12 protein-coding genes are annotated in these 11,325 nt (G+C 71.6%); 4 read left to right on the forward strand and 8 right to left on the reverse strand.

Annotated elements, in window-relative coordinates:
- Positions 1-410 precede the first annotated feature (410 nt).
- Together AB0A74_RS41275 and AB0A74_RS41280 are read left to right on the forward strand one after the other, a co-directional pair.
- Positions 411-1,028 carry a uracil-DNA glycosylase gene (locus tag AB0A74_RS41275; RefSeq protein ID WP_358258486.1) on the forward strand — a complete coding sequence of 206 codons (618 nt, stop codon included), beginning with the start codon at positions 411-413 and terminating at the stop codon, positions 1,026-1,028.
- Positions 1,029-1,183: 155 nt separating this feature from the next.
- The gene (locus AB0A74_RS41280) at positions 1,184-1,414 is read left to right on the forward strand and encodes a hypothetical protein (protein WP_358258488.1); all 231 of its coding nucleotides are present in this window, start codon (positions 1,184-1,186) and stop codon (positions 1,412-1,414) included.
- Here the strand turns inward: AB0A74_RS41280 and AB0A74_RS41285 are convergent.
- The 4 genes from AB0A74_RS41285 to AB0A74_RS41300 are packed head-to-tail and all read right to left on the reverse strand — an operon-like array spanning position 1,411 to position 5,193.
- The gene (locus tag AB0A74_RS41285; protein ID WP_358258489.1) at positions 1,411-2,367 is read right to left on the reverse strand and encodes a YafY family protein; all 957 of its coding nucleotides are present in this window, start codon (positions 2,365-2,367) and stop codon (positions 1,411-1,413) included. The two genes, AB0A74_RS41280 and AB0A74_RS41285, sit on opposite strands and share 4 nt — an antisense overlap.
- Positions 2,368-2,388: 21 nt before the next feature.
- Positions 2,389-3,129, reverse strand: coding sequence for an NAD(P)H-binding protein (locus AB0A74_RS41290; protein ID WP_358258491.1), 741 nt, complete (start codon positions 3,127-3,129; stop codon positions 2,389-2,391).
- Positions 3,130-3,178: 49 nt separating this feature from the next.
- Entirely contained in the window at positions 3,179-4,147 is a 969-nt protein-coding gene (gene ligD / locus AB0A74_RS41295) for a non-homologous end-joining DNA ligase (RefSeq protein ID WP_358258492.1), read from the reverse strand.
- On the reverse strand, positions 4,144-5,193 hold the full coding sequence (locus AB0A74_RS41300) for an ATP-dependent DNA ligase (RefSeq protein ID WP_358258493.1): 1,050 nt from the start codon (positions 5,191-5,193) through the stop codon (positions 4,144-4,146). Before AB0A74_RS41300 ends, ligD begins: the two co-directional genes overlap by 4 nt.
- A gap of 187 nt (positions 5,194-5,380) precedes the next feature.
- Here AB0A74_RS41300 and AB0A74_RS41305 point away from each other — a divergent pair, with 187 nt between their 5' ends.
- Together AB0A74_RS41305 and fgd are read left to right on the forward strand one after the other, a co-directional pair.
- A complete protein-coding gene (locus AB0A74_RS41305) occupies positions 5,381-5,878 on the forward strand; it encodes a DinB family protein (RefSeq protein WP_358258495.1) in 498 nt (165 codons plus the stop codon).
- Between the two features lie 375 nt (positions 5,879-6,253).
- Complete coding sequence (fgd, locus tag AB0A74_RS41310; protein ID WP_358258497.1) at positions 6,254-7,258, forward strand: glucose-6-phosphate dehydrogenase (coenzyme-F420); 1,005 nt, start codon at positions 6,254-6,256, stop codon at positions 7,256-7,258.
- On the opposite strand, the gene AB0A74_RS41315 is transcribed toward fgd, so the two are convergent.
- From AB0A74_RS41315 to AB0A74_RS41330, 4 genes are read right to left on the reverse strand one after another with little or no spacing between them, the layout of a single operon-like run.
- Positions 7,209-8,177: an RNA polymerase subunit sigma-70 gene (locus tag AB0A74_RS41315; RefSeq protein ID WP_358258498.1), complete on the reverse strand. Its 969-nt coding sequence runs from the start codon at positions 8,175-8,177 to the stop codon at positions 7,209-7,211. The two genes, fgd and AB0A74_RS41315, sit on opposite strands and share 50 nt — an antisense overlap.
- Entirely contained in the window at positions 8,174-9,109 is a 936-nt protein-coding gene (locus tag AB0A74_RS41320) for an LLM class F420-dependent oxidoreductase (protein WP_358258499.1), read from the reverse strand. The genes AB0A74_RS41315 and AB0A74_RS41320 overlap by 4 nt, the downstream gene beginning before the upstream one ends.
- A gap of 42 nt (positions 9,110-9,151) precedes the next feature.
- On the reverse strand, positions 9,152-9,598 hold the full coding sequence (locus tag AB0A74_RS41325; RefSeq protein ID WP_358258501.1) for a cupin domain-containing protein: 447 nt from the start codon (positions 9,596-9,598) through the stop codon (positions 9,152-9,154).
- A complete protein-coding gene (locus AB0A74_RS41330) occupies positions 9,595-11,118 on the reverse strand; it encodes a GGDEF domain-containing protein (protein ID WP_358258503.1) in 1,524 nt (507 codons plus the stop codon). The genes AB0A74_RS41325 and AB0A74_RS41330 overlap by 4 nt, the downstream gene beginning before the upstream one ends.
- Positions 11,119-11,325: the final 207 nt, after the last annotated feature.

An 11,325-nucleotide genomic window follows, 5' to 3' on the forward strand; every position in this document is an offset into this window, starting at 1 on the left:
AAGCTTAAAAGCGGCCGGGAGGCCTCCAGTGGGGGGAAGGGCCTGCGTGTTCCCCACCGCATGACCTGGCGGAGCCAACCACACTTTTGGCCGGGCGCCGCTAAATTTTTTGCTCGTTCCTCACAAAAAATTCGGCTGCACCCGGCCAAAAGTGCGGTAGCCCTTCGGGCAGGTCATACGGTGGGGAACACGAAGGCCCCTTGTGGCTGGGAGCTCGAACCAAAAGCACGCCGCTGCGCGGCGAGCGCCGCTTGCGCGGCGGGGGCGCTTTGCGTGAAGAGGGGGTCTGGGGTCCTGTGTGGTTGGGGGGTTGGGTGGTTTCCGCATGGGTGCGGAAGTCGCGGTGCGTGGTGGGGGTTCCGCCCGGTCGGCGGATGGTCGTCGCCTCGGGTCCGGTGGACAGTCGGCGGGTGCCGACCAACGTGTTTCCCGCCTCGCCCAAGGGTCACCGCGACCCCCGGATCGTCGTGCGCAAGATGGCGCTGCTCAACGCGCCGCACATGAAGCCGTTGACCGAGTTCGCCAAGAAGATCGCCGAGGAGCGCAAGGCGGAGGTGCCGCTGTTCGACCCGGCCAGTGGTGGGATCGACGCGAAGGTGTTGTTGCTGCTCGAATCGCCCGGGCCGAAGTCGGTGGCCGGGAGCGGGTCCGGGCTCATCTCGTTGGACAACGACGACCAGACCGCCGTCAACGGGTTCACCGCGATGGCCGAGGCGGGCCTGTCGCGCCAGGTGTGCCTGAACTGGAACGTCGTCCCCTGGTACCTCAGCGGCCACGCGCCGACGCCGGCCGACCTCCGCGCCGCGATCCCCTACCTGGTCGAACTGCTCCGGATGCTCAAGAGCCTGAAGGCCGTGGTCGTGCTCGGCACCCCGGCGGGCACCGGCTGGAACCTGTCCGGCAAGGGGTACGGGCTCAAGGTGTTCAACGCGCCGCACCCGTCGCCGCAGTCCATCAACCGGGACCGGGCGACCCGGTGGCCGCAGCTGGTCGAGGCGTTCCGGCAAGCGGCGGCGGCGATCGCGTAGGCCTTTTCACAAGCGGTTCGACCAGCCTGCGAGCAGGAGTTCACGGAGTCGGAATCGGTACACCCGAGAATTCCCCCAGGCATGTCGAAACCCGGCAGGCTGCTTCGTCGAACGGGTAGAGGGACCACCCGGCCGACCCGGAAGGAGTCACCGCCATGAACGCCACCATCACCCACCGCGACCGCGCCGTCCTCCGCGCCGTCGCCGCCGGCCGCTGCCGCTACACCGCCGGCACCCTCCTGGTCGACGGGCTGGCCTGCTGCGACCAGTTCCTCGGACCCCGCCTGGTCCGCGCCGGCCTGATCGCCCCGCAGTCGGGCGGTCCGGCGCGCTTGACGCGGGCGGGCCGCTCGGCGCTGGACACCGCGTTCCCGACCGCCGCCTAGGGGCCCACCGCGCGGTCGATCCGCGAACGCAGGTCCCGCAGGTACGACACGAGTTCCACCGGCGTGTGGACCTCGAAGTCGCACCCCAGCAACACGATCCGGAACGCGACGTACTCCAGGGTGTCGGCGTGCGTGCGGAGCCACGTCCGCCCCTCGCCCACCTCCCGCAACTCCTCGGGCGTGTCGCCGAGCCGCTCGCGCACCGCCCGCAGGGGCAGGTCCACGGTCACCTCCGCCCGGTAGACCGGCGGCCCGCTCAGCATCCTCTCCCGCATGTAGGTGGCGGCGTCGGCCGCCGGCAGCTCGCGGACCGCCGCCCGCGCCCCGGTCGCCAGCACCCGCTCCACCCGGTCCACGCGGAACACCCGCCAGTCGTCCCGCTCGACGTCGAACGCGAGCAGGTACCACCGCCGCCCCGACGGCACGAGCGCCGTGGGCTCGACGTGCCGGCGCGACTCCGACCCGTCCGCCGCCCGGTAGTGGAACCGCAGCCGCTCGCGGTTGGCGATGGCGCCGGCGATCGACGCCAGGTGCTCCGGATCGACCCCGGGTCCGTCCCCCGCGAGGTCCACCGGCACGGTCGCCGCGCCCAGCGCCGCCACCCGCCGCCGCAGCCGGGACGGCAGCACCTGCTCCAGCTTCGCCAACGCCCGCACCGACGCCTCGCCGATCCCGGTCACGGGCTGGCGCGTCGCCGTGCGCAGCCCGACCGCGATGGCCACGGCCTCCTCGTCGTCCAGCAGCAGCGGCGGCATCGCGGTGCCCGCCGCCAGCCGGTACCCGCCCTCCGCGCCCATGGTCGCCCGCACCGGGTAGCCGAGGTCGCGCAGCCGTTCCACGTCCCGGCGGATCGTGCGGGGACTGACCTCCAGCCGCTGCGCCAACTCGCTGCCCGGCCACTCGCGCGGGGTCTGCAACAGCGACAGCAGGGCGAGCAGGCGGCCGGAGGTCATGCCGCCAGCATGCCGCACGAACTAGGCCAGGGTGTGTCCTAGTGCCCACCGCTCGAACCGGGTCGCCGGGCGGCCCAGCACCCGCGCCACGTCGTCGGTGAGCCGCGCGGCGTGCCCGGCCCGCGCCCACAGCACCCCGCTGCGCCACGCCGGGTCGATGTCGGCCGGGTCCACGTCCACCACGTCGCGCCGGCCCAGGATCGCCGCCTGCTCGGGCACGCTCAACGCCTCCGGGCCGGTCAGCTCGTAGATCCGCCCGTCGTGGCCGCCCAGCAGGGCCTCCACGGCGACGGCCGCGATGTCGGCGGGGTCGATGACGCCGTGCTTGGCGTCGCCGGTCATGTTGACCACCGGCGTGTGCAGCACGTTGGTGGCGAACGTGGCCGGCCGCAGGACCGTCCACGCCGGACCGCCGGCCGCCAACGCCTCGTCGGCCGCGAGGTGGTGGGGCGCCAGCACGGATCCCTCGAACACCTCGCCGGTGCCGATCGCCGACAGCCGCACGACCCGCCGCACCCCGGCCGCCCGCGCCGCCGAGAGGAACGCGAGGTCGTGGTCCGGGGTGGGGGACACGGTCACGAGGTAGGCCGCCGTCACGTCCCGAAGGGCGTTCCGGAGGGACTCGGGGTCGGTGTAGTCGCCGTGGACGTCGTCGGGTCGGGACGGGTCGCGGGTCATGCCGCGCACGGGCAGACCGCGGTCGAGCAGGAGCTGTCGGACGAGGCTGCCGGTGGTGCCGGTGACGCCGGTGATCAGGAACATGCCACCACGATCGCCGCCCACCGGGTCGCGGCGATTGGAAAAACCGGCACTACTTCTTCGCGCGGCTGGGCGCGACCCGGGGCGGCTCGTTGGGCATCTTCGGGTACACGGGCGGCCAGGGCGCGTCCATCAGGCCGTTCTCCATGTCCCGGCGGGACATCTCCAGCAACGGCTCGATCGACTGCGGACGCTCCGGCATGGCCTCCCACGGGTCCGGCCGGCCCGGGACGGTGGCGATGGTGAGCCGGTCCGGGTCGACGGAACCCAGTTCCGCCCAGGAGATCGGCGTCGAGACCTGCGCCCCGACCCGCGGCCGGACGCACCACGCGCCGAACACCGTCTTGTGGGGAGCGTTCTGGTTGAAGTCGACGAACACGCGGGACCCGCGTTCCTCCTTCCACCACTGCGCCGTGATCTGCTCGGGGTGCCGGCGCTCCAACTCGCGCGCCAACGCCACGGCCGCCGCGCGCACCTGGTACCCGTCCCACTCGGGGCGCAGCGGGACGTAGAGGTGCAGCCCGCGCGACCCGGTCGTCTTGACGAACGCCTCGATGCCCAGCTCGGCCAGCAACGACCGGGTCAGCCGCGCCGCCTCGCGCAGCTGCGGGAAGGCGACGCCGGGGGACGGGTCGAGGTCCACGCGCAGCTCGTCGGTCACCTCGGGGCGCTCGGCGCGGATCGGCCACACGTGGAAGCCCAGGCAACCCAGGTTCACCGCCCACAGGACGTGCCGGACGTCGGCGGCGACCAGGGCTTCGCTGGTGGTCCCGTTCGGGGTGGACACGGTGGTGGTCCGGAGCCAGTCCGGCGCGTTCTTCGGCACCCGCTTCTGGAAGAACGACTTCCCGCCCGCACCCTCGGGATAGCGCTCCATCAGGAGCGGACGGCCGCGCATCGTGCGCATGAGCGGCTCGGCGACGGACGCGTAGTAGCGGGCCAGGTCGAGCTTCGTCTCGCCGCGCTGCGGGAAGAACACCTTGTCCGGGCTCGTGATCTCGACGCCCTCGACCTCGGTCACAGCCCGAACACCTCCGCCAGCTCGGCCGGCGGCGCTTCGTCGAGCTGCTCGTAGGTGCACGACGCCGGGGTCCGGTCGGGCCGGAAGCGGACCAGGCGCGCGGTGTGCCGGAACCGGCGGCCCTCCACGTGCTCGTACCGGACCTCGGCGACCAGTTCCGGGCGGACCGGTTGCCAGGCCATGTCCTTGGTCGGCGCCCACCGGCTGGGCGCGCCCCGGGTCTCGGCGTCGGCGCCGGCCCACTCGCCCCACGGGTGGCCGTCGAGCGCGTTCTCGCGGTAGGGGGCCAGTTCGGCCACGAGTTCGCGGCGGCGGGCGGCGGTGAAGCTGCTGGCCACGCCCACGTTGTGCAGTTGATCGCCGTCGTAGAGGCCGAGCATGAGCGAGCCGACGCCCTCGCCGTCCTTGTGCCAGCGGAACCCGGCGACCACGCAGTCCGCGGTGCGTTCGTGCTTGACCTTCCACATCACGCGCTTGTCCTGCTCGTAGGGCAGGTCGGTGCGCTTGGCGACCACGCCGTCGAAGCCCGCGCCCTCGAAGCGGGTGAACCAGTCCTGGGCGATGTCCGGGTCGTCGGTCGCCGGGGTGAGGTGGAGTGTTTTGGAGGGCTTGAGCGCCTGTTCGAGGAGGGTGCGGCGTTCCTTGAAAGGGGTGGTGGTGAGGTCGCGGTCGCCCAGGGCGAGCAGGTCGAACGCCACGAAGTCGGCGGGGGTCTCGGCGGCGAGCTTGCGCACGCGGGAGGCCGCCGGGTGCAGCCGGAGCTGGAGCAGCCCGAAGTCCAGGCCCCCGGGGGTGACGATGACGATCTCCCCGTCCACCACGCACCGCTCGGGCAGGCCGGCGCGCAGGAGTTCGACCACCTCGGGGAAGTAGCGGGTCAGCGGCCGGTCGTTGCGCGAGCCCAGCTCGATCTCGTCGCCGTCGCGGAACACCACGCACCGGAACCCGTCCCACTTGGGTTCGAACACCAGCCCCGCCTCGCGCGGCACCTCGCGCACGGCCTTGGCCAGCATCGGGCGCACCGGCGGCATCACGGGCAGGTCCACGCGGCGAGCGTAAGCCGGGAAGCCGATTTCCACTCGACTTCGCCGGCGACGGCCAATCGAGGACCGGAGTTGACCGCGATGCGGTTTAGTGTTCGGAGCAACGACGAGAACTGCGCGACGACGAGACTGCGCGCGACGACTGCGCGGCGACGAGAACTGCGCGACGACGAGGACGAAGGACGGCACGATGACCACCACGACGCTCTCCGCCGAGAAGGCCGACCTGCTCAGCACCCTGGCCAAGCACCGCGGCTTCCTGAAGTTCACGGTCCGGGGCATCACCGAGGAGCAGGCCCGCGCGACGCCCACGGCGAGCGCGCTGTCCCTGGGCGGGCTGATCAAGCACGTCCGGGACGTGGAGGAGAGCTGGATGCGCTTCGCGGTGGGCGGCGCGGAGCTGATGGAGAGCGTGGCCGGCGACTGGGAGAACGGCCACCGGTTGCTGCCGGAGGAGTCGTTGGCCGAGGCGCTCGCGGCGTACGAGGAGACGGCGCGCAAGACGGAGGAGATCGTCGCGGGGCTGGACCTCGACTCCGCCCACCCGCTGCCGGAAGCGCCGTGGTTCGCGAAGGAGTCGTGGACGGCGCGGCGCGTGCTGCTGCACCTGATCGCCGAGACTTCGCAGCACTCGGGTCACGCCGACATCATTCGGGAGACTTTGGACGGTCAGAAGACCATGGGCTGAACGGTTCGCGCTCTCAAGATCAAAAGCTCAAAAGCCTGAAAGCCAAAAGCTAAAAGCGGCCGGGAGGCCTCCAGTGGGGGGAAGGGCCTGCGTGTTCCCCACCGCATGACCTGGCGGAGCCAACCACAGATTTCCCCGGGTGCCGCTAAAACTTTTGCTCGTTCCTCGCAAAACTTTCGGCGTCACCCGGGGAAATCTGTGGTAGCCCTTCGGGCAGGTCATACGGTGGGGAACACGAAGACCCCCTGTGGCTGGTAGCTCAGCCGCCGCTGCGCGGCGGAAGGGCTGGGGCGCGGGGGGAATGATCGAGTTGGGGGTGGGGTTGGTCTGGTTAGAGTGCTGACCGCGTGGTTGGCATCGAGGAGCGGAGTGGGTATGGGGTTGAAGGTCGGGTACAAGGCGTCTGCCGAGCAGTTCGGGCCTCGGGAGCTGGTCGAGTACGCCGTGCGGGCCGAAGAGGTCGGGTTGGACAGTGTCACCGTGTCCGACCACTTCCTGCCCTGGCGGCACGAGGGTGGGCATGCGCCGTTCGCGCTGTCCTGGTTGTCCGCCGTCGGCGAGCGGACCTCCCGGGTGACGCTCGGCACCAGCGTGTTGACGCCCACCTTCCGGTACAACCCCGCCGTCGTCGCGCAGGCGTTCGCCACGCTCGGCCTGCTCTACCCGGGGCGCGTCTTCCTCGGCGTCGGGTCCGGGGAGGCGTTGAACGAGATCGCCGTGTCCGGGCGGGAGTGGCCCGAGTTCAAGGAGCGGTTCGCGCGGTTGCGGGAGGCTGTGCGGCTCATCCGCGAGTTGTGGACGCGGGACAGCGTCGACTTCGACGGCGAGTACTACAAGCTCGTCAACGCCAACGTCTACGACCGGCCCGAGCAGCCCGTGCCCATCTACATCGCGGCCGGTGGGCCGACCGTGGCCAAGTACGCCGGGCGCGCCGGGGACGGGTTCATCTGCACCTCGGGCAAGGGCATGGAGCTCTACACCGAGCAGTTGCTGCCCGCGGTGGCGGCGGGTGCGGAGGCGGCCGGGCGGGAGTTCGGTGACGTCGACCGGATGATCGAGGTCAAGCTGTCCTACGACCGCGACCCCGAGCGGGCGCTGGCGAACACCCGGTTCTGGGCCCCGCTGTCGTTGACGCCCGAGCAGAAGCACAGCGTGGGCAGCGCCGAGGAGATGGAGCGCTTGGCCGACGAGCTGCCCATCGAGCAGGTGGCCAAGCGCTGGATCGTCGCCTCCGACCCCGAGGACGCCGTCGCGCGGATCAAGCCCTACGTCGACGCCGGCCTCAACCACCTCGTCTTCCACGGCCCCGGCCACGACCAGGAGCGCTTCCTCACCCAGTTCTCCGAGGACGTGCTGCCGTTGCTGCGCAAGCTCTCCTGACCGAGGCGTCCAGGACGGGGTCGCCGAACAGCGTGATCCGCGCGATCCCGTCCTCGGCCAGGGCGAGCACCACCACCGCGAACGGCTCCCCGCGCAGGTGGGACACCGCGCCGTGGCCGCCGTTGACGCGGATCGGGCGCATCTCCCAGTCGCCGGGCGACTCCATGGCGTGCGCGGCCAGGTAGGGCGCGCAGGTCGCCTTGCCGGAGAACCACGTCGTGGCGGGGATCATCTCCAGCGCCGCGTCGGCGCGCAGCAGGTCCCGCAGCGCCGTCGCGTCGCTGTGCTCGAACGCGTCCAGGTAGCGGCGCAGCAGCTCCCGCGCCCGGTCCTCGGTCGGTTCCGCGGGCCGGGTCGCCGGGTTGACCTCCGCCAGGCGCGTGCGGGCCCGGCGCAGGGCGCTCTTCACCGCGTCCACCGTCATGTCCAGGACCTCGGCGGTCTCCGGGGCGGTGAACGCCAGGACGTCCCGGAGCAGGAGGACGGCCCGTTGCCGCGGCGGCAGGTGTTGCAGGCTCGCGATGAGCGCCAGCCGGATGCTGTCGCGCATCGCCGCCACCGCGGCGGGGTCGTCCTCCTCGCTGGTGACCAGGGCGTCGGGCAGCGGTTGCAGCCAGCGAACGCCCGGACCGGCGAACACGGCCGGGCGGTGCGGGTCGGCGGTCGGTTCCACCAGGCCGGACGGCAGCACCCGGCGGCTGTGGTGGGTCAACGCGGTCAGGCAGGCGTTGGTCGCGATCCGGTAGAGCCACACGCGCAGTGACGACCGCCCCTCGAAGTCGTCCAGTGCGCGCCACGCCCGCAGGTACGTCTCCTGCACCACGTCCTCGGCGTCGTCGACCGACCCGAGCATGCGGTAGCAGTGCGCCACCAGCTCCCGCCGGTGGCGCTCCGCCTCCCGCTGGAAGTCCTCCCTCACCGGAGGAACTCCTCCGCGAACCGCCGCAGCGGCCCGGGGTCCGTGCCGAGGAACCCGACCACCAGCTCCTGCACCCCCGCCGCCGCGTACCGGTCGATCCGCCGGCGGATGGTCTCGGGCGTGCCGATCAGGCCGTAGGACGCCAGGTCACCGGGGTAGGCGAAATCCGCGCCCGGGGGGATCGACGCCCTCGCCTCCTCGTCGGTGTCGGCGATGACGCACATGGTGGTCGTGGTGCGCTTGATGCGGTCGTAGTCGGTGCCCAGGTCTGCGCAGTGCTTCCGCAGCACCTCGTACTTGTGCTCCAGGCCCTCCGGCGACTCGATGACGTTGCAGGCGTCGGCGTGCCGGGCCACGATCCGCAACGTCACCCGCTCGCCGCCGCCCGCGATCATCATCGGGATGCGCGGCTGCACGCCCTTCGGCTGGTTCACCGCCCCGCGCACCGAGTGGTACCGGCCCTCGAACGTGGCCTCCTCCTCCGTCCACAGCGCACGGACCACCTGAACGGCCTCCTCCAGCCGCCGCAGCCGCTCGCCGGGCGGCGGGAACTCGTAGCCGTAACCGGTGTAGTCCGGCTCGTACCAGCCCGCGCCGATGCCGAAGGTGAACCGGCCGCGCGACAGCACGTCCACGGTGGACGCCATCTTGGCCTGCAGCGCCGGGTTGCGGTAGCCGCCGCCGGTGACCAGGTGGCCCAGCCGGATGCGGGAAGTCTCGCGGGCCAGCGCGGTGAGCGTGGTCCACGACTCGAACAGGTAGTCCTGCGAGGACGGGACGGTGTGGAAGTGGTCGGCGGCCCACAGCGCCGCGTAGCCGCACTCGTCGGCCGCCCGCGCGAGCCGGGTGATCGAGTCGAACGCGGCCACGGGGTCGGTGTGGCCGGCGAAGTCGCGGCCGAAGCCGGTGGGCAGGAAAACGGAGAACTCCATGGACGTGCAGACCTCGCCGGCGCCCGAAAGGGGTCGGTGTCCCTAGAAGCGGCAGAACCGCCGGATCCGGTCGGCGTGCGACGGGTACGCCGCGGCCACCTCGTCCGCCTTGGCGAAGGAGACCACGTCGTCGGTGTACGGCGGCACCACCACCGTCCCCACCAGCGACCACTCGCCCGCGGGCTCGCTGGCCTGCCACACCCCGGCGGGCACGACCACCTGGGGCCGCTGCCCCGCCGCCAGGTCCGGCCCGAGCACCGGTTCCTCGACCCGCCCGTCCGGGTGCAGCAGCAGCATCCGCAGCGGCGCGCCCGCGTGGTGGGCGTAGACCTCCAGGTGGGTCAGGACGTGCAGCCCGGAGAACTCGGGCGCGCGCAGCAGGTAGTAGATCGCCGACGCCTCCGCCGAGCGCCAGGACTGGCCGAAGTGCCCGCCCTCCACCGGCAGCTCCTCCAGGCCCAGCAGGGTGATCGCCTCGTCCGGCGTCATGTCAGCTCCGCCTCCACCGATCCGTGCACCACGACCATGCCCTTGCCCAGTCGTTTCGCGGTATACATCGCGGCGTCCGCGCTGCCCAGCAGGTCGTCGGCGGTGAGCGCCGGGTCGTGGGTCTCCCGGTGCGAGATGCCGATGCTGGCCCTGATCAGGTGCTCGCCGCCGGCCGTGCGGTGCGGGGACGCCATCGCCGCCAGCACCCGGTCGCCGATCTCCTCCGGCCGCGCCGGGTAGCCGTCGACCAGGATGCCGAACTCGTCGCCGCCCAGCCGCGCCACCGTGTCCTGCGGGCGCACGCAGTGCTGGAGCCGTTCGGCGACGATCCGCAGCACCTCGTCGCCCTCGGCGTGGCCGTAGTTGTCGTTGACGTCCTTGAACCCGTCCACGTCGATGAACAGCACGACCAGCGGGTCCGGCCGGTCCAGGGCGGCGTTGAGGCGTTCGCGGAACAGCACGCGGTTGGCCACCCCGGTCAACGGGTCGTGGTAGGCCTGGTGGCGCAGGCGTTCGCGGCTGTCGCGGAGCTGTTCGAGCAGCTTGACGTTGTCGATCAGGGTGAACAGCTGCCGCGCGATCACCAGCAGCACCACCCCGAGGCCCACGTAGATCTCGAACGGGTTGAGCCGCACGCCGGTGGCCGTCCCGACCACGATGAACAGGCCGGTGACCAGCATCGGCAGGTACGGCACGAGGATGTGCAGCATCTCGCCCGCCCGCAGCCGCCCGGTCCCGGACCGCTCGCGGCGCGGGCTGCTCGGCGCGATCGAGGACAGGAAGAACATCGCCGGGCACACCATGAACCCGATGTCCGCGGCCGTGGGGATCGTCGTCGCGCCCTTGCTCACCAGGAACGCGAACACCCACCCCGACGACGACTGCGCCAGCCCGGCGATCGCCACGAACAGCATGGGCAGTTGCCGCACCGACCGGTGCGACCACGAGGACACCAGAAGCACGACCAGCATCACCAGGTACGCGGCCGGGTGCGCCACGACGGTCGCGAACCCGGGTCCGGAGGTGGCCCACGCCCGGACCATCGACTCCAGCAGCGACACCCAGGTGAGGACGAACAGCGAGCCGACGACGATCAGGCCGTCCAGCACGATGACGACCTTGCTGCGGTGGTTGGGCAGCGACCCGGAGCCGCCGTGGCCGAGGACGAGCACGGCGAACAGGACGAGGACCGGGACCAGGATGAACCCGAGCGGGGCCACGGTGGTCGAGGGCAGCGAGACACCCAGGAACACCTGTCCCCAGATCCACGCGCACAGGCCGACCGAGAGGCTCGCCATGGCCGCGGCCATCCACAACCGCCACCTGCGGGCAGTGCCCTGCCTGCGCAACCCGGCCCGCCAGTAGCAGACCATCGCGGCTGTGGACCCGACGAGCTGGGTGAACTTGTCGACGGCGACCGAGGTCTGGCGGTCGAGGGCTCCGGAGACGACCAGGGAGACCACGATGACCACGAGCAGGCAGACGGCAGCCGTGATGAGGCCGAACCGTCTCAGGGTCATGGCACCCCGCCTATGCCGCGACTGGGAGTCGATCAGGTGACCGAGCCACTGTAGTGACACCGTAACGCTCCGTGGACACGGGGGTGTCCGGGTGTGACCGTGTTGGATTGCGCCGCCTCCGGCGTCGCGCGCGAGGCCGCCTGGTAGTCGGCTCATCGCGTCGATTTTCGCCCCGATCGAAAGACGTGATCGGAGCGAAAATCGACG

It is taken from the genome of Saccharothrix sp. NPDC042600, from assembly GCF_040647305.1.
In the GTDB taxonomy this organism is placed as follows: Bacteria; Actinomycetota; Actinomycetes; order Mycobacteriales; family Pseudonocardiaceae; genus Actinosynnema; species Actinosynnema mutabilis.

What these genes read in the sequence shown, in the direction of transcription:
- AB0A74_RS41280 (WP_358258488.1), top strand. Translation starts at nt 1,184, where the DNA reads ATGAACGCCACCATCACCCACCGCGACCGCGCCGTCCTCCGCGCCGTC.
- AB0A74_RS41285 (WP_358258489.1), bottom strand. Translation starts at nt 2,367, where the DNA reads ATGACCTCCGGCCGCCTGCTCGCCCTGCTGTCGCTGTTGCAGACCCCG.
- AB0A74_RS41290 (WP_358258491.1), bottom strand. Translation starts at nt 3,129, where the DNA reads ATGTTCCTGATCACCGGCGTCACCGGCACCACCGGCAGCCTCGTCCGA.
- AB0A74_RS41305 (WP_358258495.1), top strand. Translation starts at nt 5,381, where the DNA reads ATGACCACCACGACGCTCTCCGCCGAGAAGGCCGACCTGCTCAGCACC.
- fgd (WP_358258497.1), top strand. Translation starts at nt 6,254, where the DNA reads ATGGGGTTGAAGGTCGGGTACAAGGCGTCTGCCGAGCAGTTCGGGCCT.
- AB0A74_RS41320 (WP_358258499.1), bottom strand. Translation starts at nt 9,109, where the DNA reads ATGGAGTTCTCCGTTTTCCTGCCCACCGGCTTCGGCCGCGACTTCGCC.
- AB0A74_RS41325 (WP_358258501.1), bottom strand. Translation starts at nt 9,598, where the DNA reads ATGACGCCGGACGAGGCGATCACCCTGCTGGGCCTGGAGGAGCTGCCG.
- AB0A74_RS41330 (WP_358258503.1), bottom strand. Translation starts at nt 11,118, where the DNA reads ATGACCCTGAGACGGTTCGGCCTCATCACGGCTGCCGTCTGCCTGCTC.